The 25,405-nt window shown below is 71.6% G+C and carries 24 protein-coding genes; 15 read left to right on the forward strand and 9 right to left on the reverse strand.

The genetic code is table 11. The features are described from left to right. Positions 1-201 precede the first annotated feature (201 nt). The 3 genes from HF577_RS26655 to HF577_RS26665 all read left to right on the forward strand — a co-directional run bounded on the left by HF577_RS26655 (position 202) and on the right by HF577_RS26665 (position 2,912). A complete protein-coding gene (locus tag HF577_RS26655) occupies positions 202-1,320 on the forward strand; it encodes a glycerate kinase family protein (protein WP_169398709.1) in 1,119 nt (372 codons plus the stop codon). A 167-nt stretch (positions 1,321-1,487) separates the two neighbouring features. Continuing rightward, positions 1,488-1,850: a HesB/IscA family protein gene (locus HF577_RS26660; RefSeq protein WP_169398710.1), complete on the forward strand. Its 363-nt coding sequence runs from the start codon at positions 1,488-1,490 to the stop codon at positions 1,848-1,850. A gap of 141 nt (positions 1,851-1,991) precedes the next feature. After that, on the forward strand, positions 1,992-2,912 hold the full coding sequence (locus HF577_RS26665; RefSeq protein ID WP_211174881.1) for a carbohydrate kinase family protein: 921 nt from the start codon (positions 1,992-1,994) through the stop codon (positions 2,910-2,912). Between the two features lie 212 nt (positions 2,913-3,124). On the opposite strand, the gene asnB is transcribed toward HF577_RS26665, so the two are convergent. Next, complete coding sequence (gene asnB, locus HF577_RS26670; RefSeq protein ID WP_169398712.1) at positions 3,125-5,047, reverse strand: asparagine synthase (glutamine-hydrolyzing); 1,923 nt, start codon at positions 5,045-5,047, stop codon at positions 3,125-3,127. A 224-nt stretch (positions 5,048-5,271) separates the two neighbouring features. On the opposite strand from asnB, the gene ctaC reads away from it, so the two are divergent. The 5 genes from ctaC to HF577_RS26695 all read left to right on the forward strand — a co-directional run bounded on the left by ctaC (position 5,272) and on the right by HF577_RS26695 (position 10,316). Then, positions 5,272-6,186, forward strand: coding sequence for an aa3-type cytochrome oxidase subunit II (ctaC, locus tag HF577_RS26675; protein ID WP_312859403.1), 915 nt, complete (start codon positions 5,272-5,274; stop codon positions 6,184-6,186). Between the two features lie 10 nt (positions 6,187-6,196). Further along, positions 6,197-6,595 (forward strand): cytochrome c oxidase subunit 4, encoded by a 399-nt coding sequence (locus HF577_RS26680; RefSeq protein WP_169398714.1) that lies wholly within the window; start codon positions 6,197-6,199, stop codon positions 6,593-6,595. A 154-nt stretch (positions 6,596-6,749) separates the two neighbouring features. Beyond that, the gene (locus HF577_RS26685; protein ID WP_312859404.1) at positions 6,750-8,240 is read left to right on the forward strand and encodes a purine-cytosine permease family protein; all 1,491 of its coding nucleotides are present in this window, start codon (positions 6,750-6,752) and stop codon (positions 8,238-8,240) included. Continuing rightward, positions 8,237-8,773 (forward strand): cysteine hydrolase family protein, encoded by a 537-nt coding sequence (locus HF577_RS26690; RefSeq protein WP_312859405.1) that lies wholly within the window; start codon positions 8,237-8,239, stop codon positions 8,771-8,773. The genes HF577_RS26685 and HF577_RS26690 overlap by 4 nt, the downstream gene beginning before the upstream one ends. 154 nt (positions 8,774-8,927) lie before the next feature. Next, complete coding sequence (locus HF577_RS26695; protein WP_169398715.1) at positions 8,928-10,316, forward strand: APC family permease; 1,389 nt, start codon at positions 8,928-8,930, stop codon at positions 10,314-10,316. On the opposite strand, the gene HF577_RS26700 is transcribed toward HF577_RS26695, so the two are convergent. The 3 genes from HF577_RS26700 to HF577_RS26710 form a co-directional block, all read right to left on the reverse strand. Beyond that, positions 10,313-11,470 (reverse strand): acyl-CoA dehydrogenase family protein, encoded by a 1,158-nt coding sequence (locus HF577_RS26700; protein ID WP_169398716.1) that lies wholly within the window; start codon positions 11,468-11,470, stop codon positions 10,313-10,315. The two genes, HF577_RS26695 and HF577_RS26700, sit on opposite strands and share 4 nt — an antisense overlap. A gap of 63 nt (positions 11,471-11,533) precedes the next feature. Beyond that, positions 11,534-12,040 carry a DUF302 domain-containing protein gene (locus HF577_RS26705; RefSeq protein WP_169398717.1) on the reverse strand — a complete coding sequence of 169 codons (507 nt, stop codon included), beginning with the start codon at positions 12,038-12,040 and terminating at the stop codon, positions 11,534-11,536. 69 nt (positions 12,041-12,109) lie between these two features. Next, positions 12,110-12,775, reverse strand: coding sequence for an O-methyltransferase (locus tag HF577_RS26710; RefSeq protein ID WP_169398718.1), 666 nt, complete (start codon positions 12,773-12,775; stop codon positions 12,110-12,112). 101 nt (positions 12,776-12,876) lie between these two features. On the opposite strand from HF577_RS26710, the gene HF577_RS26715 reads away from it, so the two are divergent. Together HF577_RS26715 and HF577_RS26720 are read left to right on the forward strand one after the other, a co-directional pair. Beyond that, the gene (locus tag HF577_RS26715; RefSeq protein WP_169398719.1) at positions 12,877-14,202 is read left to right on the forward strand and encodes a sensor histidine kinase; all 1,326 of its coding nucleotides are present in this window, start codon (positions 12,877-12,879) and stop codon (positions 14,200-14,202) included. Continuing rightward, positions 14,203-14,844 (forward strand): response regulator transcription factor, encoded by a 642-nt coding sequence (locus HF577_RS26720; RefSeq protein ID WP_169398720.1) that lies wholly within the window; start codon positions 14,203-14,205, stop codon positions 14,842-14,844. 2 nt (positions 14,845-14,846) lie between these two features. Here HF577_RS26720 and HF577_RS26725 read toward each other — a convergent pair whose 3' ends face one another. Beyond that, entirely contained in the window at positions 14,847-15,629 is a 783-nt protein-coding gene (locus HF577_RS26725) for a TetR/AcrR family transcriptional regulator (RefSeq protein WP_169398721.1), read from the reverse strand. Between the two features lie 119 nt (positions 15,630-15,748). Here HF577_RS26725 and HF577_RS38720 point away from each other — a divergent pair, with 119 nt between their 5' ends. Together HF577_RS38720 and HF577_RS26735 are read left to right on the forward strand one after the other, a co-directional pair. Next, a complete protein-coding gene (locus HF577_RS38720; RefSeq protein ID WP_246267342.1) occupies positions 15,749-16,534 on the forward strand; it encodes a VOC family protein in 786 nt (261 codons plus the stop codon). Between the two features lie 222 nt (positions 16,535-16,756). Continuing rightward, positions 16,757-17,692: an acetamidase/formamidase family protein gene (locus tag HF577_RS26735; protein ID WP_169398722.1), complete on the forward strand. Its 936-nt coding sequence runs from the start codon at positions 16,757-16,759 to the stop codon at positions 17,690-17,692. Positions 17,693-17,812: 120 nt separating this feature from the next. On the opposite strand, the gene HF577_RS26740 is transcribed toward HF577_RS26735, so the two are convergent. Both HF577_RS26740 and HF577_RS26745 read right to left on the reverse strand, forming a co-directional pair. Next, positions 17,813-18,673, reverse strand: coding sequence for an alpha/beta fold hydrolase (locus HF577_RS26740; protein ID WP_169398723.1), 861 nt, complete (start codon positions 18,671-18,673; stop codon positions 17,813-17,815). Positions 18,674-18,698: 25 nt separating this feature from the next. Beyond that, positions 18,699-19,106 carry a hypothetical protein gene (locus tag HF577_RS26745; RefSeq protein WP_169398724.1) on the reverse strand — a complete coding sequence of 136 codons (408 nt, stop codon included), beginning with the start codon at positions 19,104-19,106 and terminating at the stop codon, positions 18,699-18,701. A gap of 133 nt (positions 19,107-19,239) precedes the next feature. Here HF577_RS26745 and HF577_RS26750 point away from each other — a divergent pair, with 133 nt between their 5' ends. Further along, positions 19,240-20,175 carry a LysR family transcriptional regulator gene (locus HF577_RS26750; protein WP_169398725.1) on the forward strand — a complete coding sequence of 312 codons (936 nt, stop codon included), beginning with the start codon at positions 19,240-19,242 and terminating at the stop codon, positions 20,173-20,175. Between the two features lie 19 nt (positions 20,176-20,194). Here the strand turns inward: HF577_RS26750 and HF577_RS26755 are convergent, their stop codons facing one another. Continuing rightward, positions 20,195-22,027: an NHL domain-containing thioredoxin family protein gene (locus HF577_RS26755; protein WP_312859406.1), complete on the reverse strand. Its 1,833-nt coding sequence runs from the start codon at positions 22,025-22,027 to the stop codon at positions 20,195-20,197. Positions 22,028-22,172: 145 nt separating this feature from the next. Here HF577_RS26755 and HF577_RS26760 point away from each other — a divergent pair, with 145 nt between their 5' ends. Further along, positions 22,173-22,979 carry an Fpg/Nei family DNA glycosylase gene (locus HF577_RS26760; RefSeq protein ID WP_169398726.1) on the forward strand — a complete coding sequence of 269 codons (807 nt, stop codon included), beginning with the start codon at positions 22,173-22,175 and terminating at the stop codon, positions 22,977-22,979. A gap of 186 nt (positions 22,980-23,165) precedes the next feature. Then, positions 23,166-24,659 (forward strand): alkaline phosphatase family protein, encoded by a 1,494-nt coding sequence (locus HF577_RS26765; RefSeq protein WP_246267344.1) that lies wholly within the window; start codon positions 23,166-23,168, stop codon positions 24,657-24,659. 78 nt (positions 24,660-24,737) lie between these two features. On the opposite strand, the gene HF577_RS26770 is transcribed toward HF577_RS26765, so the two are convergent. Next, positions 24,738-25,405, reverse strand: a 668-nt coding sequence (locus HF577_RS26770) for a phosphatase PAP2 family protein (RefSeq protein WP_169398727.1), incomplete at its 5' end; no start/stop codon positions are given.

Consider the following 25,405-nt stretch of genomic DNA (forward strand, 5'->3'; position numbering starts at 1 on the left):
CGGAGGGGGCGGGGCGGGGCCACGGCGCCTGGTCTCGGCCTCGCGACGCTTCGGCGTCGGACGGCCCTTGCCGGGGCTGCGAGAGGTGTCGCCGGGGCCCTGCGCGACGTCGTTCTCGGTCGGGTCGGCACCGACGGTGGTCGGTGTGGAGCGTCGCAGGAACCTCACGGGGGTAACCATACGGGCGATACGGTGCCCAGTATGCGAGTGGTAGTGGCTCCGGACTCCTTCGGTGGGACCTTGAGCGCGACGGCAGCGGCCGACGCGATCGCAGCGGGTTGGCGGCGCCATGCGCCTGACGACGATCTGCACTTGCTCCCGCTGGCCGACGGGGGCACCGGTTTCGTCGAAGTGCTGCACACGGCGCTGGGTGGCGAGTGGCACGAGCTCGACGTCACCGGCCCGTTCGGGGACCCGGTGCCTGCCCGCTGGCTCCGGATCGGGTCGACGGCGTACCTGGAGTCGGCCGCGGCGTGCGGGCTGCATCTCGTGCCGCGGGAGCGCCGGGTGCCCGACGTCGCCCGCACCGTCACCTCACGCGGTGTCGGTGAGCTGGTCGCCGCGGCCCGGGACGCCGGCGTCACCGAGGTGGTGATCGGCCTGGGCGGCTCGGCCACCACGGACGGGGGCGCCGGGATGCTGGCCGCGCTCGGCGCGGTGGCCGTCGACGACGCGGGGGAGCCCGTGCCGTCCGGGGGAGCGGCCCTGGCCAGGAGCGTCCGGCTCGACGGCGTGCCGCAGCTGGGTGACGTGCGCCTCGTCGCCGCCGCCGACGTCGACAACCCGCTGCTGGGTGAGCACGGCGCGGCCGCCGTCTTCGGGCCGCAGAAGGGCGCGGACGCCACCGCCGTGGCCGAGCTGGACGCCGCACTGGCCGGCTTCGCCGACGTGCTGGCCCGCGGCCTCGGCCAGGACGTGCGCGACGAGCCCGGAGCCGGAGCGGCGGGCGGCCTCGGAGCCGCCCTGCTGGCGTGCGGCGCCCGTCGCGTGTCCGGGGCCGGCCTGGTCCGCGAGCTCGTCGGCCTCGACGAGGAGCTCGACAAGGCCCAGCTCGCCATCACGGGCGAGGGCAGCTTCGACTGGCAGTCGCTGCGCGGGAAGCTCATCACCGCGGTCGCCAAGGGGGCGGCCGACCGTGGGGTGCCGTGCATCGTGCTGGCCGGCCAGGTGTCCGTCGGCACGCGGGAGGCGGCCGCCGTCGGGGTCGACTCGGCGTACTCCGTGGCCGACGACGCCGGCGGCGTGGAGGCCTCGATGGCCGACCCGGCCGGCACCCTGGCGGCGCTCGCGGAGCGCGTCGCCACCCGCTGGAGTCGGTAAACCCCGTCGCGTGGCCCGGATCACCCCGACCGGCACAGGGGGGCCGACGAGCGGGTCAAGGGCCTACTATGAGGGCAGAACCGGAACATCCCGGACCGGCGACAGGTGCCGATTCGGAACCTGCTCCGAGTTGGAACAGCATTGCCGCGCTCGATGTTGGGAGAGCCATGACCGTCGATAACACGACCGATGTCGTCACCGAGACGCACGGCGTCGAGCTGACCGACACCGCCGCCCTCAAGGCGAAGGCCCTGTTGGACCAGGAGGGCCGCGACGACATGCACCTGCGCATCGCCGTTCAGCCCGGTGGCTGCGCCGGCCTGCGCTACCAGCTGTTCTTCGACGACCGGTCGCTCGACGGCGACCTGTTCCGCGAGTACCACGGCCTCAAGGTCGGGGTCGACCGGATGAGCGCGCCCTACCTGCAGGGTGCCGTCATCGACTTCGTCGACAGCATCGAGAAGCAGGGCTTCACGATCGACAACCCGAACGCGGGCGGTTCCTGCGCCTGTGGCGACTCGTTCAACTGACGGTCACCCGCTCGTTGTGATCGGCCACGAACCCCGGCCGGGAGCTTTGGCTCCCCAGCCGGGGTTCGTTGCGTCGGCGGCCCGGTAGGGTTCTCGATCGTGCCTATCGCCGTGACCGGATCCATCGCCACCGACCAGCTCATGCACTTCCCGGGCCGGTTCGTCGACCAGCTGGTCGCCGACCAGCTCGACCGGCTCTCGCTGAGCTTCCTGGTCGACGACATGGTGATCCGCCCCGGCGGCGTGGCGGGCAACATCGCCTTCGCCCTCGGCGTGCTGGGTCAGTCGCCGCTGCTCGTGGGGGCCGTCGGGGCCGACTTCGGTGAGTACCGCGCCCGCCTCGAGGCCAACGGCGTCGACTGCTCGGCCGTGCTCGTCTGCGAGGACGTCAACACCGCCCGGTTCGTCTGCACCACCGACGACGACATGCGCCAGCTCGCGTCGTTCTACACCGGCGCCATGGCGCGGTCCCGGGAGATCTCCCTCGCCCCGTTCGTCGAGCGGGTCGACCTGGCGCTCATCGGCGCCAACGACCCGGAGGCGATGCTGCGCCACACCGACGAGTGCCGCGAGCTGGGCCTGCCCTTCGCGGCCGACCCGTCCCAGCAGCTGGCCCGCATGGAGGGCCCGGAGATCCGCCGCCTCGTCGAGGGGGCCCGCTACCTGCTCACCAACGACTACGAGTGGGAACTGCTGCTCAAGAAGACCGGCTGGACCGAGGCGCAGGTCACGGAGAAGGTCGAGATCCGGATCACCACGCACGGGGAGAAGGGCGTGGAGATCTACGGGCCGGAGACGCTCAAGGTCGGCATCGTCCCCGAGACCGGCAAGGTCGACCCCACGGGCGTCGGCGACGCCTTCCGCGCCGGGTTCCTCGCCGCGGTCGCCGGCGGGCTGTCCATGGAGCGCTCGGCGCAGCTCGGCTCCCTCATCGCCGTCCAGGTGCTGGAGACCGACGGCCCGCAGGAGTGGACCTGGGACCGCGCCCACGGCCTGGAGCGCCTCCGCGACGCCTACGGCCCCGACGCCGCCACCGAGATCGAGCGGGTCCTCCCGGCCTGACCCCGGCCCCGCGAGTCGCCCGTTTCGTGCGCCTGAGTCGCCCGTTCCCGTCGGCCGGTCCGCCCCCGCGAGTCGCCCGTTTCGTGCGCCTGAGTCGCCCGGTTTCCTAGCCGGCGGCTGGGCCGGCTCGGGCCGTTTGATCACCCGCGAGATCCGCGTTTTAGCCCTCTGCGGGGCGGAAACGCGGATCTCGCGACGATCATGCGACGCGGCTAGAGGCGCACGGGGTAGGCCGGCTCGGGGATCTCCGGGACGATCCGCCGCTCGACGAAGATGCCGTGCCAGAGCAGGAAGACCAGCAGCGTCCAGATCCGGCGGCTGTGGTCGACCGGGCCGGCGCGGTGGGCGTCGAGCATGCGCTGGACGGCGGCGAGGTCGAGGAGGTGGTCGGCCTGGGAGTCGCGGATGATGTCGCGCGCCCACAGGTACATCTCGTCGCGCAGCCAGTGCCGGAGCGGCACGGGGAAGCCGAGCTTGCGCCGGTGCAGCACGTGCGGGGGGACGATGCCCTCCAGCGCCCGGCGCAGCGCGTACTTGGTGGTGCCCTCGGCCAGCTTCTCCGACAGCGGCAGCCCGGACGCCACGGCGAACACCTCGGGGTCGAGGAACGGCACCCGCAGCTCGAGGGAGTTGGCCATCGTCACCTTGTCGGCCTTGACGAGGATGTCGCCGCGCAGCCAGGTGAACAGGTCGACGTGCTGCATCCGGGACACCGGGTCCCAGGCCTCGGAGTCGCGGTAGTGCGCCTCGGTGATCTCGGTGTGGGAGCGACGGGGGTCGTACTGGCGCAGGATCCCGGCGAGGTGCTCGTCACGGAAGATGCGGGCGTTGCCGTAGTAGCGCTCCTCCAGCGGGAGGGCGCCGCGGCGCAGCAGGTCCTTGCCCCGCATACCCTCCGGCAGGTGGGTCGAGGCCCGGCCGAGCAGCCCCCGTACGGCGCCGGGCACCTTCTCGAACGGCGCGAGCGACAGCGGCTCGCGGTAGATCGTGTAGCCGCCGAACAGCTCGTCGGCGCCCTCGCCGGACAGCACGACCTTGACGTGCTGGCGTGCCTCGCGCGCGATGAACCAGAGGGGGACGAGCGCGGGGTCGGCCACCGGGTCGTCCAGGTACCAGACGATGAGTGGCAGCGCGGCCATCATCTCGTCGGGCTTGACCGTGCGGACGACGTGCCGCACGCCGATCGCGGCGGCCGACTCGGCCGCGACGTCGACCTCGGAGTAGCCCTCGCGCTCGAAACCGGTGGTGAACGTGATCAGGTTCGGGTTGTGCTGCTTGGCCAGCGCGGCGATCGCGGTGGAGTCGATCCCGCCGGACAGGAACGCGCCCACGGTGACGTCGGCACGCATGTGCTTGGCCACGCTGTCGGCGAGGACGTCGGCGATCCGGGAGTGCAGGGCGGCGGACCCGCCGGCTGCGGCGCCGGAGTGGAACGTGGGGGTGAAGTAGCGCTCCTGCTCGACCTCGCCGCCGGGCCGCACCGTGAAGTGCGTGCCCGACTCGATACGCCGGATGGCGCGGTGCATCGTGGCGGGCTCGGGCACGTACTGCAGCAGGAGATAGTGGTGCAGCGCTGCGGGGTCGAGGTCGGCCGAGACGCCGGCGGCGCCCAGCCCGAGGGCGGGCGCGAGCTGCAGCAGGCTCTTCTTCTCGCTCCCGAACGCGACGCCGGCCGGCCCGGCTGCCATGTACAGCGGTTTGATCCCGAACGGGTCACGCGCGCCGAACATCACGCGCTCCTGGGCGTCCCAGATGAGGAACGCGAACATCCCGCGCAGCCGGCCGACGGCGGCGGGGCCCCAGTAGTGGTAGGCCGCCACGATCGCCTCGGTGTCGCCCGCGGTGGCGAACCTCGCCCCGTACTGGTGAATGAGCTCGTCGCGCAGCTCGAGGTAGTTGTAGATCTCGCCGTTGAACACGATCGTGTATCGACCGTTCGCGTACTGCATCGGCTGGTGCGAGTGCTCGATGTCGATGAAGGCGAGCCGGTTGAACCCGAACGCGACGTCGGCGTCGTTCCAGGTGCCGCTCTCGTCCGGCCCCCGGTGACGGGCGCAGCGCATGGCCGCGGCCACCGGTTGGATCCGGGTACCGGCGTCGGCCCGGGTGGTCAGCAGTCCCAGCAGTCCACACACAGCGAGCCAGTATGCCGACGACTCGCGCCGGCCCCGTGCCCACCCGACACCCGGATCGGGGGCCTGCTCGGTTAGGCTCTACGCGAGGTCGAAGGCGGGCAAGCGCGCGCCACCGGGGTATCCGGCGGCCGACGGAACACGACGGGTTGGGGAGGCGGCGCGCAGTGGGCCGAGCACAGCGCGGGAGAGAGCACCGTGGATCCGGGCTCCCGGGTCGCGGTCGGGTGGCGAAGCTGGTCGCCCTGGCCGCTCTGGTCATCCCGCTCACCACGGGTTGCTCGGTGGACGAGGTACTGCGGTTCGGATGGCCCGTCGGGGTCACGCCGCAGGCCGAGGCGATGCGTCACCTGTGGACCTGGTCGGCGATCGCGGCGCTGATCGTCGGGGCCATCACCTGGGGCGCGATGTTCTGGGCGATCGCGTTCCACCGCAAGCGCAAGGGCGACGACGACACCCCGCCGCGCCAGACGCAGTACAACCTGCCGATCGAGGTCGTCTTCACCGTCATCCCGACGATCATCGTCGCGGTGCTGTTCGGCTTCACCGTCAACGTGCAGAACTACGTCGACCGGGACCTGCCGAACCCCGACGTCCGGGTGGACATCACGGCGTTCCAGTGGAACTGGCGCTTCGACTACCCGGACGCCCGTGGGGCGAACGGCCAGCCGATCACCACGCAGGGCACGTCCGACACGATCCCGCTGCTGGTGCTGCCCACCGACCGGCGCATCCAGTTCACGCAGCGCTCCACCGACGTGATCCACAGCTTCTTCGTGCCGGAGTTCCTGTTCAAGCGGGACGTCTTCCCCGACCCGGAGCAGAACGACCAGGACAACGTCTGGCAGATCGACCGGATCGACCGCGAGGGTGCCTTCGTCGGGCGGTGTGCCGAGCTGTGCGGCGCGTACCACGCGATGATGAACTTCGAGGTCAGGGCGCTGTCTCCGGCGCTGTACGACCGGTGGGTCACGCTGCGCGAGCAGATCAACCCGGCCACGGGCGCGCCCTACACCGCCGGTGAGGCGCTCGGCGCCATGAACTGCGGTCAGCTGTGCACGCCGCAGGCCTACACCACCTATCCGTTCAGCACCGACCGCACGCAGCGTTCGGCGTCCGAGCCGATCTCCGCGGGGAGCTGAGAGGTACGCCATGAAGGTCGAATCCCGCATCTTCGAGATCATCACGGTCTTCTTCTTCATCGCGGCCATCGTCTACACGGTGCTCACGCACGAGGTCGTGGGCATCGTCGGGCTGTTCCTCACCGGTGGCCTGTCGCTGATCATCGGCACGTACTTCCGGTTCGTGTCGCGGCGCCTGGAGACGCGCCCCGAGGACAACCCGGAGGCCGAGGTCTCCGACGGCGCCGGCGACGTCGGCTTCTTCTCACCGGGGAGCTACTGGCCGATCACCGTGGCCGCGTCGGCCGCGATCCTCGGCGTGGGGCTGGCGTTCTTCTATGTGTGGCTCCTGGTCATCGGTGGCGTGCTCGTGCTGCTCGCCGTCGGCGGCCTGGTGTTCGAGTACCACATCCGGCCCGCCGAGCACTGATTCAGCTCTCCCGACGCCGCACCGGCCCGCACGGGCCCGTGCGGCGTCGTGCTGTCCGGGTCGGGATCACCCTTGAGTCCTGGTTACGTGATACGCGTTGACCGGGAGCGGGCGCCGACCTACCGTGCGGCCGATCATCTACAGCGGAGGCGCCGTGGTCGTGCAGAACGCGTCGGACGATGAGCGGACGGCCGCGGCACCCGCGCCGCGCACGAGTGTCCTGCAGGTGGAGGGCAACGGCATCAACGTCGTCGCCGACGAGGAACGCACCGGTCGCCCGCGTCAGCTGTTCTGGCCGTGGTTCGGCGCCAACGTCTCGGTGCTCGGGCTGAGCTACGGCGCGTTCGCGCTCGGGTTCGGCATCTCGTTCGTACAGGCGGTCATCGCCGGCGTGCTCGGGATCGTTTTCTCGTTCCTGCTCTGCGGCTTCGTCGCGCTCGCCGGCAAGCGGGGCTCGGCGCCGACCATGGTGCTCAGCCGGGCGGCGTTCGGCGTGCGCGGCAACCAACTGCCCACGGCGATCTCCTGGCTGCTGACGGTGGGCTGGGAGACCGTGCTCACGATCCTCGCCACCATGGCGACGGCCGCGGTGTTCCAGCGGCTGGGCTGGGGCGGGGGCACTCCCACCCTGATCGTCGCGCTGGTGGTGGTGGCCGCGTTGATCGTCGTGGCAGGCGTGCTGGGCTTCCACCTGATCATGCGCCTGCAGACCGTCATCACGGTGGTCACCGCGGTGCTCACCGTCGTCTACATCGGTCTCGTCGCGGGCCGGGTCGATCTGCCCACGGTCATGGCGCTGCCGGCGGGCTCCACCCAGGAGGTGGTGGGGGCGCTGGTGTTCCTCATGACGGGCTTCGGCCTGGGATGGGTCAACGCCGCGGCCGACTACTCCCGCTACCTCCCGCGCGCTTCCTCGGGCCGCGGGGTCGTGGGCTGGACGACGTTCGGCTCGTCGCTCGCGCCGGTGTTGCTGTTCGCGTTCGGGCTGTTGCTCGCCGGCTCGTCACCCAGCCTCAGCGAGGCCATCGCGGCCGACCCGATCGGTGCGCTCGCCGACGCACTGCCCACCTGGTTCCTCGTACCCTTCGTGGTGGTGGCGGTGCTGGGGCTGGTCGGCGGCGCGGTGCTCGACATCTATTCGTCGGGGCTGGCGCTGCTGGCGTTGGGGCTGCGGATACCGCGCTACGCGGCCGCGCTGATCGACGGCGCGATCATGGTGGTCGGCACGGTGTACGTCGTGTTCTTCGGCGGGGAGTTCCTCGACGAGTTCACCGGCTTCCTCATCACCCTCGGTGTGCCGGTCGCGGCCTGGTGCGGGGTCATGCTCGCGGACATCGCGCTGCGCCGCCGGGACTACGCCGAGACCGACCTCTTCTCGCCGTCCGGTCGCTACGGCGACGTCCGGCCGGTCCCGATCGCGGTGGTCGTGGTGTGCACGGTGCTGGGCTGGGGCCTGGTCACCAACAGCGCAGCGGGCTGGCTGGCCTGGCAGGGCTACCTGCTCGGCCCGCTCAGCCTCGGCGGCCGTGAGGGGGCGTGGGCGGGTGCCAACCTCGGGGTGCTGATCGCGCTGGTCGTGGCGTTCGTGGCCACGCTCGTCGGGAGCCGGGCGGCGATCCGGCAGCAGGAGGCTCGCACCACGTGACGGCGCACCTGGTGGTGATCGACATGCAGCGCGTGTTCGCCGACCCGGGCAGCGAGTGGGCCACCCCGCGGTTCGCGGAGATCGTGCCGCGGATCCAGGCGCTGGCCGGTGCCCTGGCGCCTGCGGTGACGTTCACGCGGTTCCTCGCCCCGGAGCAGCCGTCCGGGGCGTGGCGCGACTACTACGCACGCTGGTCCTTCGCTCTCGTCCGGCCCGAGTCGCCGCTCTACGACCTGGTCCCGGACTTCGCCGACCCGGGCCCGACGGTCGACGCCACGACGTTCTCCAAGTGGGGACCCGACCTGGCGGCCCGGGTGGGGGAGGACGTGCTCGTGCTCGCCGGAGTCTCGACCGACTGCTGTGTGGTCTCCACCGCGCTCGCCGCTGCCGACGCCGGGGTTGCGGTCCGGGTGGTCGCCGACGCCTGTGCCGGGGCCGACGACCGCAGCCACGCCGCGGCCCTGCACGTGCTCGGCCTCTTCTCCCCGCTGATCGAGGTGGTGGACGCAGCGGCGGTTCTCGCGTCGGTGTGAACGATTCGTTCCCGTTCATCCCGCTCGTCCCGTCCGGAAACCAGATCGATACGAACCGGGGATCGAGCACAGGTGATGATCGGGCGACCCGAGCCTCCGCCGGGCAGGTACGTCGAGGAACGAGAAGCACGATGACCCAGTTCGAGGCCGGCGCGTGAGCACCGAGCGTCCGACCAGCGAGGCCGCCGAGGGCGGCGACCTGAGCGAGTTCGGCTACCAGCAGGAGCTACGGCGCAGCCTCACCCTGCGCGACCTGCTCGTCTACGGGCTCGTGTTCATGGTGCCGATCGCGCCCTTCGCGATCTTCGGCGTGGTCTTCAACGCGTCGATGGGCATGGTGCCGCTCACCTACGTCATCGGCTTCGTTGCGATGATCTTCACGGCCCTGAGCTACCGGGAGATGTCGCGCGCGTTCCCGATCTCGGGCTCGGTGTACGCCTACGCGGGGCGCGGCCTGCATCCGGCGGCCGGGTTCCTCGCCGGCTGGGCGATCCTGCTCGACTACCTGCTCGTCCCCACCCTGCTCTACGTCACCGGTGCGGCGGCGCTCGGTTCGGTGCTGCCCGCCGTGCCGCAGGCGGTGTGGGTGATCCTCTTCGTGGTGGTCAACACCGTGGTGAACCTGCTCGGGATCGAGACCACCGCGCGCACGAACAAGATCTTCCTGCTCGGCGAGCTGGTGGTGCTGGCGCTGTTCGTCGTGCTGGCGGTGGTGGCCATCTCGCGCGGCGTCAACGGGGCGACCTGGACGTTCACGCCGTTCTTCAACCCCGAGGTGTTCCAGCCCAGCCTGATCTTCGCGGCCCTGTCGGTGGCCGTGCTGTCGTTCCTCGGCTTCGACGCGATCAGCACGATGGCCGAGGAGACCAGGGGCGGCGCCAGGGTGGTCGGGCGCGCGACCGTGCTCGCACTGACGCTGGTGGCCGCACTGTTCATCGTGCAGACCTACCTCGCCGCGCTGCTCGTACCCGGGCAGACGGAGTTCGTCGGCGACACGGCCACCAACGAGGCGTTCTACACGGTGGCCGCGCTGGTCGGCGGTGAGTGGTTCAAGGTGCTGGTGGCCATCGCCACGGCACTCGGGTGGGCCGTCGCCAACGCCCTGGTGGCGCAGGCGGCCACGTCGCGCCTGCTGTTCTCGATGGCACGCGACCGCCAGCTGCCGAAGTTCCTCGCACACGTGCACCCCACCCGCCGGGTGCCGGAGCGCGCGGTGCTGCTCGTGTCGGTGGTCAGCCTGATACTCGGGCTGTTCTTCGTCGGGCAGATCGGGCTGCTGTCGTCGCTGGTGAACTTCGGCGCGCTGTTCTCGTTCCTGGTGCTGCACCTGTCGGTCGTGGCGTGGTACCTGATCAAGCAGCGGCAGCGGACGTACGGGCTGCACCTCGTGGTGCCGCTGTGCGGCTTCGTGATCATCGGCTACGTGCTGGTGAACTCCGACGCCAACGCCAAGATCGGCGGCCTGGTGTGGCTCGCCGTCGGTGTGGTGGTGCTGGTCGTGCTGCGCCTGATGGGCCGCACGACCCAGCTCAAGGTCGGCTAGCCACGGGCCGCCTTCCCCAGCGCCTGGCGGGCGATGATCACCTGCTGGATCTGGCTCGTGCCCTCGTAGATCCGGAACAGCCGGGCGTCGCGGTAGAACCTCTCCACCGCGACCCCCCGGATGTAGCCCGCCCCGCCGTGCACCTGCACGGCGCGGTCGGCCACCCGGCCCACCATCTCGCTGGCGAAGTACTTGGCCGCCGAGGGCCCCTGCACCTTGTCGGAGCCGGCGTCGTAGGCGCGGGCCACGTCGAGCACGAGTGCCCGGCCCGCGTAGTGGTCGGTGACCGAGTCGGCGATCAGGCCCTGGATCAGCTGGAACGACGCGATGGGGCGCCCACCCTGCTCGCGGGTCTTCGCGAACTCCACCGACTCGTGCACCAGCCGCCCGGCCATCCCGACGCACAGCGCCGCGATGTGGGCGCGCCCGTGCGCGAGGCACTTCGCCGCAGTGAGGAACCCCTGGTCGAGACCGGCGTCCCCACCGACGAGCGCCTCGGCGGGGACGCGCACGTCGTCGAGGTGGACGTCGGCGGTCCACGCCCCGAACTGGCCCATCTTGTGGTCCTTCGGCCCGATGGAGAGCCCGGGTGTGCCGGCAGGCACGAGGAACGTGGAGATGCCGCGGTTGCCAGCTGCCTCGGGGTTGGTGCGCGCGAACACCATGATCACGTCGGCGACCGGGGCGTTCGTGATGTAGCGCTTGGAGCCGTTGATCACCCAGCCGGTGCCGTCGCGCCTCGCCGTGGTGGCGAGCCCGGACGGGTCGGAGCCCGCGTCGGCCTCCGTGAGCCCGAACGACGCCGTCACCTCGCCGGACGCCAGGCGCGGCAGCCACGACTTCTTCTGTTCCTCCGTGCCACCCACCAGCAGCACCTGCCCGGCGATGCCGTTGTTGGTGCCGAACAGCGAGCGCAGCGCCGGGGTGGTCCAGCCCAGCTCGAACGCGAGCTGGGCCTCCTCGGTGAGCGTCATCCCGAGGCCGCCGTACTGCTCGGGGATCGCGAACCCGTAGAGCCCCATCTCCTTGCACGTGGCGATGATCCGCGCGGGGATGGCGTCCTCGACGTCGATCTGTTCCTCGAGCGGCACGACCTCCCTGCGGATGAACGTGCGCACAGCGGACAGCACGTCGGTCAGGTCGGAAGGCTCCACGTCGATCTCCCCCGTCGCTCGTTACCCGGAGCAACGCTAACGGCCGGGGCCGGGATCTTCGACTCAGCCGGCGAGGGCCGCAGGCGGTTCGGCGCCGAGCGCGGTGAGCACCGCGGCGATCTTCCCGTCGAGCTCGCGCCCGACAGCAGCGATCTCCGGCTGTCCGAGGCTGTCGAACTGGCTGCTCGGCTGGTCGATCACGAAGACCGCGTCGCCTGCCGCGTCGGCGTGGATCAGGATCCGCAGCGGTGCGTAGAGCATGGCCACCCGATCGTGACGGTACATGCGCTCGGCGATCACGTGGTTGCCCACCAGGTACTCGACGCACTCCCGCCCGGCGCGCCCGACCATGAGTGGAGCCACGTCGAGCGTCCAGAAGCGCATGAGGCCCAGAGGTGCGGCGCGGCCGGCGAGTGCCACCACGTCGTCCCAGCTCGTCAGGGTGGTGAACTGCTCCACGTCGACGGCCGGCAGGAGCTCCTCGAACCGGCGGACCCCCTCGGCGTAGGGCAGCCCGAGCGGGACGGACAGCCTGCGGATGCTTCGTGTCGTTGTCGGTGCGTCTGTCATGAACCCCAGGCTAGGTCTGACTTTGATTTAGCAAGTCAGATGTGAGATGACGCTCACCGTCGGCTGTGCCTACCGGACCAGTGCGAGCAGGAAGCCGTCGTAGCCCTTCGATCCCACGGTCTGGATCGTCGTGGCGCTGACCCGCGGTTCCTGCGCCACGGCCTCGGTCAGCCGGTGGGTGCCGAGGACCGAGGCGTCGGTGCTCCCGGCGTCGGCGACCCGCCCGGCCCGCACCACGTTGTCCACGATGATCATGCTGCCGGGGCGGGAGAGCCTCAGCGCATGCCGGAAGTACTCCACGTTGGAGGCCTTGTCGGCGTCGATGAACGTGAGGTCGAACGGGCCGTCGACAGCGGCGTCGAGAGCCCCGAGCGAGTCGGTCGCCGGGCCGACGCGGACGTCCACGATCTCGGCGAGGCCCGCCATGGCCAGGTTGGACATGGCCACCTCGGCGTGGTGCGGATCGATCTCACACGTGACGAGCCGGCCGTCCGGCGGGAGGGCGCGCCCCAGCCAGATCGTCGAGTAGCCGCCCAGCGTGCCGACCTCCAGGATCCGCCGGGCGCCGATCGAGGACGCCAGCAGGTGCAGCAGCTTGCCCTGCGCCGGGGACACGTCGATCGCCGGGAGACCGCCGAGGGCGTTGGCCTCCAGTGCCGCGTCGAGTACCGGATCGGGTTCGAGGAGCAGTCCTGAGAAGTAACCGTCGACCGCCTGCCAGACGTCCTCTGTCATGAACGGCAGATTAGGGGCGCGTCCAGGTTCGGGTTGGCCCTACCCTCCTGCGGAGGTGCACCGGCTGGGAGCGGCCGCGACGAGGGGCGAGGGTTACCGGCATGACCGAAGTCGCATCGCCACCCGCCGCGTCGCCCGTCGCAGGAGCGGTGGGGGGCGGGAAGTTCTGGCGGGGGATGGGTTACCTCCTCGCCGGCCTCCCGCTGGGCATCGTCGCGTTCGTCCTCGCGGTCGTCGGCTTCGCGGTCGGCGTGGGCACGCTCGTCGTCTGGGTCGGGCTGCCCGTGCTCGTGCTGACGCTGCGGGCCGCGCGCGGGCTCGCCGTCGTCGAGCGCCGGTCCACCGAGTGGGCCACCGGCAGGGCCCTGCCCCCGCATCACTACCGCGAGCCGAGGGGGCGCGGCATCGGAGGGCTGTTCAGAGCGTTGGCCGAACCGCAGTCGTGGCGCGACCTGCTGTACGCCGTCGTCGCCTTCCCGGTCCGCCTGGCGGCGTTCGTCATCGGCGTCGCGTGGACGGTGAGCGGGCTGGGGGCCCTGCTCTACATCACCTGGCAGTGGGCGCTGCCCGACGACGGCGAGGGTGGGGGCCTCTTCTGGCTCCTGACCGGCGTCCAGGGCCGGCTCGGCGACATCGTGATCAACACCGTGCTGGGCGCGGTGATGGTGGCGTCGTCGCCGTTCGTGGTGCGGGGGCTCGTCGCGGCCCGTGCCGGCCTGGTGCGGGGTCTGCTGACCAACCAGACCGCCGCGCTGCGCGCCCGCGCCACCCAGCTGGAGTCGAGCAGGCGCGCTGCCGTGCAGGCCGAGGCACAGACGCTGCGGCGCCTGGAGCGCGACATCCATGACGGTCCGCAGCAGCGCCTCGTCCGGCTCAACATGGATCTGGAGACCGTGGCCCGCCGCCTCGACGACGACCCGGAGAAGGCGCGGCCCCTCGTCGCCGAGGCGCTGGAGCAGAGCCGGGAGGCGCTGGGTGAGCTGCGCGCACTCTCCCGGGGCATCGCCCCGCCGATCCTCGCCGACCGCGGGCTCGGGCCGGCCCTTGCGGCAGCCGCGGCCCGCTGCCCCGTGGAGGTGTCCCTCGACGTCGCGCTCCCCGATGGGCGACGGCTGGCGGCGGCCGTCGAGAACACGGCCTACTTCGTGGTGACCGAGGCCCTCACCAACGTCGCCAAGCATGCGCACGCCACGCTGTGCACGGTGCTGGTGAGCGCCGACGGGGAACGCGTGCTCGTCCAGGTGCGCGACGACGGCCGGGGCGGGGCGCACCTGGGCAAGGGGCACGGCCTGGCCGGGCTCGCCGACCGGCTGGCGACCGTCGAGGGTGGGCTGGACGTCGTGAGCCCGCCCGGCGGCCCTACTGTGCTCACCGCCGAGATCCCGCTCGTCGGGCTGGGGGAATCGGGACCGGGGGAGGATCACTAGGTGCGTGTGGTGCTGGCGGAGGACTCGCTCCTGCTGAGGGAGGGGCTGGTCCGGCTCCTCGACGAGGCGGGCGCCTCGGTGGTGGCCGCGGTCGGGGACGGCACGGCGCTGGTGGAGGCGGTGCACGAGCACCGGCCGGACGTGGCGGTCGTCGACGTCCGGATGCCGCCCACGTTCACCGACGAGGGTCTGCGGGCCGCTCTCGAGGTGCGCCGCTCGGCACCGGAGACGGCGATCCTCGTGCTGTCGCAGTACGTCGAGGAGTCCTACGCCTCGGACCTGCTCACCGCGGGTGGGGGCGTCGGCTACCTGCTCAAGGACCGCGTCGCGAAGCTCGCCGACCTGTCCGACGCGTTGCAGCGCGTCGTCGACGGGGGCACGGTGCTCGACCCCGAGGTCGTCTCGGCACTGTTCGCGCACCGGCGGCGTCGCGATCCGCTCGCCACGTTGTCGCCCCGCGAGCGCGAGGTGCTGGGACTCATGGCCGAGGGCCGGACGAACACGGCGATCGGCCGGACGCTGGTGGTCAGCCAGGGTGCCGTCGAGAAGCACATCTCCTCGATCTTCACGAAGCTCGGACTGCCCCCTTCGGGGGACGACCACCGGCGCGTCATGGCCGTGCTCACCTGGCTGGGGGCCTGAGCTCAGGGGCCCGGCGAGGTGATCCGGGCCTGGATGCCCGCGAGGATGGTGTCCAGGCCGAAGGTCAGCGCGTGCTCGGGATGCTGGGCGGCGTCGAACTGCGCACCGACCGCGCCACCGACCCGGGCGGACACGATGAGGTCGTCGTCGGCCATGACCTGGTCGAGGACCGGGGCCACGACGGCCCACCATTCGCCATCCGACATCCCGGACTCGGTCCGGGTCCGCGAGACATTGCGGTGCGCGCGGGCCGTGCTGTCGACGTGGCTGAGCACCAGGGTGAGGGCGGCATCCATCTCGACGTCGGACAGGCCGATGCCGTCGAGCGGGCGTAGTTCTACCTCGTACTTGCGGCTGACGTGCGGCCCGAGGGTCGGCCGGGACGAGCGGATGTCCAGCAGCCACGGGTGCCGCTGGTAGAGCGCCCAGTTCCGCTCGGCGACGAACCGCATCGCCGCGCGCCAGTCGCCGACCCGGCTCGCGGCCGTCACATCCCCGCCGCCGTTCCCGTCATCGCCGTAGAGCTCGGCGTAGACCGCGTCGACCATCAGCGCGGTGAGGTCGTCCTTGCCGGGCACGTGCCCGTAGAGCGACATCGCGCCGACGCCCAGCCGGTCGGCCACCTTCCGCATCGAGACGGCGTCCAACCCGTCGACGTCGGCGATCTCGATACCGGCGGTGACGATCGCGGGCACCGTCAGGCCTGAGCGTCCCGGGCTGGGATGGTGGCCCCACAGCAGGTAGATGCTGCGGGCCAGGTCGGGCGCCGGGGAACGTCGAGCCACTGGTCGTGCCTTCCTGCTGAACAGATGTCCGTCGCGCCCGCCGAGTGCGAGGGGCGCGGCTTGCCGCTTCCGTACACTGTACCGTACTATTCTCGGTACAGCGTACGGTACGCTGCACGATGGAGGTCGCCGTGGCCAACGAGAAGACCGTGCCCCTGCTGCCCTGCCCGGACATCGACGAGATCGAGGCGTTCTACGCGATGCTGGGGTTCACCCGGACCTACTACCAGACCCGCCCCAACCCGTGCGTGGCGCTGCGGCGCGCAGACATCGACCTGCAGTTCTTCGGCATCCCGGGCTTCGACCCCGCGGACTCCTACGGGTCCTGTCTGGTCATCGTGCCCGACACCGGGGAGCTGTACCGGGCCTTCGCCGCGGGGATGCGCGCGGCCCACGGCAAGATCCTGGTCGCCGGGATCCCCCGGATGACCCGGCCGCGCCTGCGCAAGAACGCCGACAACCTGTCCGGGTTCACCGTCATCGACCCGGGCGGCAACTGGATCCGGGTCTTCGCCGCCGCCGGCGAACCCGCAGCCGACACCACTGCCGCCGAGCCGGCCCGGAGCAGGCTCGGGAAGGCCCTGGACAACGCCGTGGTCATGGGCGACTCGCGTGGGTCCGCCGAGCAGGGTGTGCGCATCCTGGACACCGCGCTCGGCCGGGACCTGGCCACGTCGACGCCGGTCGACCTGGTCAACGCCCTGGCCTACCGGGCGGAACTCGCCGCCAGGACCGACGATCCGGGCGGCGCCATGGAGTTCCTGACCCGGGCAGGCGCGGTCGCCCTGACCGACGCCGAGCGGGTCGTGCTCGCCGACACCCTCACCGGCCTGGGCGACCTCGCCGCCGCCCTGCCGACCAGCCCCGAGCCTGGATCCACCGTCGATGTTGAGCCGGGCAGGTAGTTGGCTGCTGCGTTCGTTCGTTCAGGTAAATCCGATTCTTTTCGGTATCGGATACGATAGCGGCGAAATGCCAGCAATGGGTCGAATTGGGGTTCAGACCGAATTGGGGTGAGGGTCGGATTGGAGCGCGGTCGAATTGGGCTCCGTCCGGGCATCGCAATCCTGATCGGCCGTCGCCCCGGCCGCACACGGCACTGACCCGGTGTCCGCAGAAGGAGCCGCATGACCGAGCACCGCCTCGAGCCCACCCCGGAGACGACGGTCGACGTCTTCAGCCGCGACACGGCGCCCGTCCTCGCCGTCGAGCCGGGGGACACCGTGGTGGTGCGGTCGCTCGACGCGATCGGGCACCTGGAGCGCCAGCAGAAGCCGGGCGAGGTCCAGCCGCTCATGTTCGAGCCGCGGCGGGGCCACTGCCTGACCGGCCCGATCGAGGTGCATGGCGCCGAGCCGGGCACCGTGCTCGCGGTGCGTCTGCTGTCGATGCGGCCCGGCGACTGGGGCTGGACGGCGGCCGCGACGAAGGACAACTGGCTGACACGGCGGTTGGGTCTCGCGGACGGCCCGCCGTCCCGGCTGCTGTGGGAGCTCGACGCCGAGCGGGGCGTCGGCATCAACGACCGCGGCCACAGCGTGGCGCTCGCCCCGTTCCTCGGGGTGATCGGGCTGCCCCCGGCCGCGGGCGGTGAGCACTCCACCAACCCGCCCCGCGCGGAGGGCGGGGGCAACATCGACTGTCGGGAGCTCGTGGCCGGATCCACGCTCTACCTGCCCGTCACGGTCCCCGGCGCGCTGTTGCACCTCGGCGACGGCCATGCGGCCCAGGGCGACGGGGAGGTCGGGGGCACGGCGATCGAGTGCCCGATGACCACCGAGGTCGTCCTCGACGTGATCACCGAGCCGGCCGCGCCGGGCATCCACGCCGTCACCCCCGCCGGCCGCATCACCTTTGGCTTCCACCCCGACCTCAACGAGGCCATGGCCGAGGCCCTCGACGCGATGCTGGTGTGGATGCAGGCGCTGCTGGCCCTCGACGGCGACGACGCGAAGGCGACGGCGCTCGCGGTGGCCAGCGCGGCGGTCGACCTGCGCATCACGCAGGTCGCCAACGACACGTGGGGCGTGCACGCCGTCCTGCCCCACGGCGCGATCGGCTGACCCCCCCGCGAGTCGCCCGTTCCGGCGGCGCGAGTCGCCCGTTCCTGTCCCGCGAGTCGCCCGTTCCGGCGGCGCGAGTCGCCCGTTCTCGTCCCGCGAGTCGCCGGGTCGGGGGCGGGATCAGGCCCGCGCCGGCTGCTTGCCGCGCAGGGTCTCCAGTGCCTGCCGCAGGTAGCCGCGGAACACCTCGTAGTTCTCGCTCATCGGGAAGTGCCCGATCTCCTTCATCTCGATGAAGGAGGCGTTCTTGATCTGCGACGCGGTGCGCTGCCCGTCCTCCGGAGTGGTGAGGTAGTCGTACTCACCGGTCATCATCACCACCGGGCACCGCTCGCCGTCGATCGACCCGAGCTTGTCCCGCAGGTCGTGGTCGACGGAGTAGAAGTACAGGTCGCCCTTGAACGCCTCGGAGCCCTGGCTGTAGTAGAACCAGGTCTTCCAGCGGTCGGCATCGGGTGACTGCGGAGCCATCAGGTCCCACACGCCGCTGGCGCAGACCTGCGCGGCGTTGGCGTGGGGGTGCTGCCACCAGTCGAGGTAGAACCCGGGGGAGTAGTCGGCGCCCTCGACCGGGATGACGCCGGAGAACCGCTCCGGGTACCGCAGGGCCAGCTGCAGGGCGATGTTGCCGCCGAACGAGGAGCCCATGAAGATCGGGTTCTCGAGCTCGAGCGCGTCGCACAGCGCCACGATGAACTTGGCGTAGTGGTCGGCCGTGAGCTTGTACTCCTCGGTCCACCACTCGCTGTTCTCCGGCGGGTCCGACTTGCCGTGCCGCGGCAGGTCGTAGGCGATCACGCGGTAGTTCGCGGTGATGTCGTCGTCCTCGAGCAGGCCGCGCCACTGGTGGTTGTGGCAGCCCGCGGTGTGCTGGCACACGAGCGGGGTGCCGGTGCCGTTCTCCAGGTAGAAGACCTTGTACAGCAGACCGTCGACCTCGACGTCGACGTAGTGCCCGGTGACCGGGGAGATCTTTGCCATGATCGGTTCCTCTCGGTTCGGGACGTCAGACGGGGACGCCGACGGAGCGCAGCAGCTCGATCTGGCGGGTAAGGCAGCGGAGGTTCTGCATCAGCACGAGGACATCGCCCTCGAGCTTCATGTCCCGCTGGAAGGTGGCCGCCCAGATGCCGTGGTACATCGGCGCGGGTACCGGCACCCCGAAGTTTCGCCAGGTGTCGGCGCTCGCGCGGATGGCGAACTGGTAGGGCACGTCGATCGGGCCGGGGTCGACCGCGATCTCGGCGACCTTCCCCGACACGACGCGCACGACGAACGTGTGGTCGGTCATGTCCAGCAGGTAGGCGCAGGTGAAGTACTTGCCGTGCGCCTGGATCTCCGGATCCCCGTCGGTGGCCTCGGTGAAGGCACGGGCCCAGTCGGCAGGTGCCGGGGCACGGGTGGCGGTGGTCATGGTGCTGCTCCTCTCTGAGCGTTCCGAGCCCATCTGACTCCCCGCCGTACGCACGGGTCCAATACCTGTCGCCAACCGATCGATAGGCAGGAGCAACTGGTCGGCGCCCCACTCCCGGCCTACGGTCGGGAGCGTGCACACGCCGTTGGAGCTGCGACTTCTCCGCTACTTCGTCGCGGTGGCCGAGGAGCTGCACTTCGGACGGGCAGCGGCCCGGCTGCACATCGCGCAGCCGTCGCTGAGCGTGCAGATCCGCAAGCTCGAGCACAACATCGGCACGGTGCTGCTGCTGCGGACCAGCCGGCACGTGGAGCTGACCGCAGCCGGGGAGGTCCTGCTCGTCGAGGCCCGGCGCCTGCTCGACGGCGCCGAGCGGGCCGCCGAGCTCACCCGCGCCGCGGCCCACGGCGCACGTGGCTCTCTCGTCGTCGGCTTCCAGGCCAACGCCGCGGCGGAGCTGACCCCCCGGATCCTGTCGGCCTTCCAGATCCGCCACCCCGGCGTCCAGGTCGAGATGCGCTCGCACGACTTCTCCGACCCCTACGTCGGGCTGGCCACGGGCACCGCGGACGTCGCGTTCGTCCGGCCGCCGCTGCTGATGCAGGACTGGCTCGCCCTGGAGACCCTCTTCGTCGAGCCGCGCGTGCTGGTCGTGTCGAGCGACTCCGCGCTCGCGGAGTTCGACGAGATCAGCCTGGAGCAGGTCGCCGACCAGCCTTTCGTCGCCCGCCGGGCTCCGGAGTACTGGCGCGACTTCTGGCTGGCCACCGACTGCCGGGCCGGCCGGCCGGTGCGGCTGGGTGCCGAGGTGACCACCGTCGACGAGTGCTTCGAGGCGATCCTCGCCTGCCGGGGCATGGCCTTCACCCAGGCCTCCACCCAGCGCTTCTACGACCGGCCCGGGCTGGCGTTCATCCCGGTGCGGGAGCTGCCCGCGTCGCCCCTTTCCGTCGCCTGGCGCAAGGACATGGACGCGCCGCTGGTCCGCGGGTTCGTGGAGACGGCGCGGCGGGCGGCGCTGGGTATGCCCATCCCGGGTGGGCTGGCCGGCACCGTCCTGAGCGGATAGGCGGGCTGACCGAGACGGCCTACCGGTGCACCGCCCGCAGGTCCAGCACCAGCTCGTCGGGTGCGCCGTCGACGAGACGCACGGGGATACCCCAGTCCTGCTGGTAGCGGTGGCAGGCGGCGAACACGCCGTCGCCGTCGTCGCAGGCCGCGGCGGTGACGCTGATCTGCAGCACGCCCTCGGCCGGCGCGTCGGCGGCGAACCGGACGGCCCGCGCCAGGCCCGTCGCCGTGCCTGCGCCGTCGGCGAGCAGTTCCGGCGGCGACGCCGTCACCGTCAACGACGTGGGGTCGCCGAAGCGCGTGTCGAGGTGCTGGCCCGTCGGCGGCATGAAGTCGATCCGCAGCGCCAGCGCACCGCGCGCGAGGTCCGTGCGCGGCCGCCGGACGCGGTGCGCGCCGCCGTCCACGCGGGTGCTCGCGGGGATCGGCACGCGGACGAGCCGGTGGGCCGCGGACTCGACCACCACGAGCGCGTCGCCGTCGACGAGGAGGTCGCTCGGTTCCTGCAGGTCCCGGGCGAGGGTGGTGACGGTCCGCGTGTCGGGGTCGTAGCGGCGGAGCGCGCCGTTGTAGGTGTCGGCGATCGCGACCGAGCCGTCCGGGAGCACCGCGACGCCGAGCGGGTGCTGCAGTAGCGCCGGTTCGGTGCCGCTGTCGGCGGGCCCGTCGCGGAACCCGAAGTCGAACAGCCCCAACCCGACGGCGGTGGTCACCGCGGCGCCCGCCGCGGGCCGGTCGAGCACCGTGCGCAGTGCGGACGTCTCGGCGTCGGCCACCCACAGCGTGCCGTACGGACCGACCGCGAGCCCGGAGGGCTGCGCGAAGAACGCCTCGCCGGGCGCGCCGTCGCGCAGGCCCTCGTTGGTCGTCCCGGCCAGCACCGTGGCGGCGCCGGAGACCGGATCGAACGACCACAGCTGGTGGTTGCCCGCCATCGCCACGACGACGTGGTCCTCCCACCAGGCGAGGTCCCACGGCGTCGACAGCTCCGCCGACGACGCGCCGACGTCCACCCGCTCGCGCAGCTGGGTCCCGTTCCCGGCCACCGTGGTCACGAGCCCGTCGTCGAGCCGCACCCCGCGCAGGGCGTGGTTGACGCTGTCGGCGACCACGATGTCGTAGCCCGCTGTCTCCGCGACCGCGTCGGGCAGCAGCAGGAGCCCCAGCGGCTCGGAGAACCGCGCGTCGACGCCGTCCACCAGCCCGCGCTCGCCGGTGCCGATCCGCCGCCGCTCCGTGACGAGGTCCGCCTCCAGCTCGACGAGCTGGTGGTGGGCGGTGTCGGAGACGAGGAACGTGCCCATGGGCAGCTGGATGGCCTTGCCGGGGAACCGCAGCGCCGTGGCCGGTTCCGGCGGGGCGACGTAGGGGCCGTCGCCGCGGTGCAGCGTGCCGGCGGCCTCGTGCTCGGCCACCAGCTCCTCGATCAGCACGGCGAGCCCGTTCGCGTGCCCCTCCCCGGACATCTGCGCCACGACGTAGCCGGTCGGGTCGATGACGGCCAGGGTCGGCCACGCCCGCGCCGCGTAGGCGTCCCACGTGGTGAGCTCGGGATCGTCGAGCACCGGGTGGTGGACGCCGTAGCGCTCCACCGCGGCCTCGACGGCGTCCGGGTCGGCCTCGTGCACGAACTTCGGCGAGTGGACCCCGACCGTCACCAGCACGTCGGCGAACCGCTCCTCCAGCTCACGCAGCTCGTCGATAACGTGTAAGCAATTTACGCAACAAAAAGTCCAGAAGTCGAGCAATACGATCTTCCCGCGCAGCTCGGCGAGGGACAGCGGCTCGCCTCCGGTGTTCAGCCAGCGCCGCCCCGTGAGTTCCGGCGCCCGTACCCGTGATCGGCCCACGAGCGCCCCAACACGCCCCGGCCCCCAGGTGTTCCGTCCCTGCAGTTCGGAGCCGCAGTGCTGTTCCCGCCCCCGTCCCGACAGCACTACGGCTCCGGAACGCGCGCGGTCGGCGCGTATCCGGCGCTGCCGTCAGACTGGGGGAGTGCCGGAGCTGCCCGAGGTCGAGAGTGCGCGCCAGGCCCTTGAGGCTGCCTTGGGGCGGGAAATCCGGTCCGTCGACGACTCCGACGAGTGGGTGTGCCGGCCCCACCGCCCCGGCGACATCGCGCGCGTGCTCGTCGGGGGCAGGCTGACGGCGGCGCACCGGCTCGGCAAGACGATGTACTGCGAGACCGAGGGCCGTGACGGCCGGCCCGGTCCCCACCTCGGCGTCCATCTCGGGATGGGCGGGCGGATCATCGTGTCGGGTGCGGGCGAGGAGCGGGGTGGGGGTGAGCCGGTGCGCCCGGACCGCACCCCGCGCAAGCCGGAGTGGGACCGCTTCACCGTCACGTTCACCGACGGGGGCCGGCTGCGGCTGTTCGACAAGCGCCGCCTCGGACGTGTGCGCCTCGACCCCGACCTCTCGCTGCTGGGGCCCGACGCGGAGATGATCACGCGTGAGGAGTTCCGCGCGCGGGTCGGTCGCGGGCAGGCGCCGGTCAAGGCCCGGCTGCTCGACCAGTCGGTGCTCGCCGGGGTGGGCAACCTGCTCGCCGACGAGTCGCTGTGGCAGGCCGCGGTCTCCCCGTCGGCCCCTGCAAGCGGGCTCGGCGGCGCCACCCTGGACCGGCTGTACGACGCACTGGAGCGCGCGCTGAAGGCGGCGATCGCGAACGGCGGGGTGCACACGGGCGAGGTGATCCCGTTCCGGCACGCCGACGCCTCCTGCCCGCGCTGCGGGGCCCCGATGGTGCACGGCACCGTGGGTGGCCGCTCGACGTGGTGGTGCTCCGCCGAGCAGGCCTGACCGGCATCACGGGAAAGGCGTGAATGCCCCATTGATCGCGAATTACCGATCTTTCTGCAAGGCGTGAACAGCTTCAGCTGAAGTTCGGCCCGCGGACATCCACCGGCGGGCGTGATCGTCATGCGCACGAACGAGCGTCGAAGTGCTCCCCCTGCGGCCATCGGCCGATTTGTGAAAGGACCTTCGATGACTGACAACCCCGAACCGTCACGTCCGACACCCAGGATGACGCGCCGTCGGCTGCTCGGCTCGGCGGCCGCGGCAGGCGGCCTCGCGGCTGCTTCCCTCGCCCTGCCCGCCAACGTCCGCCAGGCGCTCGCCGCACCGCCGCCGAAGGGCGGAAAGCTCGGGGACATCAAGCACGTCGTGCTGCTCATGCAGGAGAACCGCAGCTTCGACCACTACTACGGGATGCTCCCGGGTGTGCGGGGGTTCGGTGACCCGCACGCCATGCAGATCGGTGGCGGCCGCTCGGTGTTCCAGCAGCCGGATCCCGGCAACCCGGACGGCTACCTGATGCCCTTCCGGCTCAACACCCGGATCAGCTCGGGCCAGGCCGTCCCGTCGACGGACCACGGCTGGGTCGTGCAGCACCAGGCGTGGAACAGCGGCCGGATGGACAACTGGCTGCCCGCCCACCGCGCCGCCGACGGCAACGATGTCGGCCCGTTCACCATGGGCTACTACACGCGGGAGGACATCCCGTTCCAGTGGGCCCTCGCCGATGCGTTCACCGTTCTCGACGGTTACCACTGCTCGGTACTCGGGCCGACGGGGCCGAACCGGCACATGTGGATGGCCGGCACCATCGACCCGAACGGGGTGGCCGGCGGCCCGTCGCTCACCACCAGCGCCCCCAACGGGGCCTACTCGTTCACGACCTACCCCGAGCGGCTGACCAAGGCCGGCGTGAGCTGGCGGATCTACCACGAACCGGGCGGGGCCACCGGGCTGCCCGCGATCCAGCACATCAAGCAGTACAACGAGGCGGCTCCCGGCTCCGACCTGGCCAAACACGCCATGGACCCGACGCCGGTCGGGCAGTTCGAGTACGACGCGATGAACGACAAGCTGCCCACCGTCAGCTGGATCCTGCCGCCGTCACAGTTCGACGAGCACCCGGCCCACCTGCCGTCAGCGGGCGCCACCTTCGTGGCCGGCAAGATCGACGCGATCGCGGCCAACCCCGACGTCTGGGCGAAGACGGTCTTCGTACTCTCCTACGACGAGAACGACGGCATCTTCGACCACGTCCTGCCGCCGACCCCGCCGCCCGGGACGCCGGACGAGTTCGTGACCAAGACCTCGGTGACGGGGGAGGTGGGTGGCGGGCTGCCGGTGGGGCTCGGCTTCCGGGTGCCCGCGATCGTCGTCTCGCCGTGGACGGTGGGTGGTTACGTCTGCTCCGAGACGTTCGACCACACGTCGCAGCTCCGGTTGCTGGAGCAGGTCACGGGTGTGATCGAGACGAACATCAGCGCGTGGCGGCGGAGCGCCGTCGGTGACCTGACCTCGGTCTTCCGGTTCAACAGGGCGGCGGAGTCGCCCCTGCTGCCGGACACCACGGGCCAGTACAACCTGGCCCAGTACGAGGCCGCGACCCTCCCGCCCCCCGCAGCGCCGATCGGGAAGCAGAGCATGCCGCGCCAGGAGCCGGGACGCCGTCCCCAGGTGCCGTAGGGCGCCGGCCCAGGTTCAGGAAAGCCACTTTCAGGCCCTCACAGTTCCGGAAAGTGGCTTTCCTGAACTCCCCCGGGGTCACTCCACCAGCGCGGGCTCCGGGTGGCGGGTGCGCCACCAGCTCCACAGCGCGACGCACAGGGCGAGCCAGGCCGCCCCGACGAGCCAGCCCGCGACGACGTCGCTGAACCAGTGCACCCCGAGGTAGATGCGGGTGGCCCCGACGGCTCCGACCCACACCACGGCGACCGACACCAGCGCCGCCCGTGTCGTCGCGGCGCGGCGGGCCCAGGCGAGCACGACGACGGTGCCGATCACCACGATCGACATGGTCGCGTGCCCCGAGGGCAGCGACTCGTTCGTGGCCTCCACCAGCCGGAGCGCGGCGGGTGGCCGCGGCCGGTCGAGCACCTCCTTGAGCGTGCGGAAGAGGGCGGCGCCTCCGGCCATCGCGCCGATCGCGAGCACCGCGTCGGCACGGCGCCCCGCGTACCAGCACCAGGCGCCCACCGCGACGGCCAGCACGGCCATCGACGTCGTGTTCCCGACGTTCGTGACGACGACGGCGAGGCCCGTGAGGCCGCCGGAGCGGATCTCGAGCGAGTCCTGCAGCAGTGCCCCGTCCGCCAGGGCCGGCCCGGAGCCGACGAACGAGGCGTAGAGCCCCGCCGCAGCGGCGAAGGAGAGCAGCACCGCGACGAGCGCGCCGAGCCCCGGGCGGGTTGCCGGGCGGCCAGGGGCGACGT

The organism is Pseudonocardia xinjiangensis (assembly GCF_012911925.1).
GTDB classification, from domain to species: Bacteria; Actinomycetota; Actinomycetes; order Mycobacteriales; family Pseudonocardiaceae; genus Pseudonocardia; species Pseudonocardia xinjiangensis.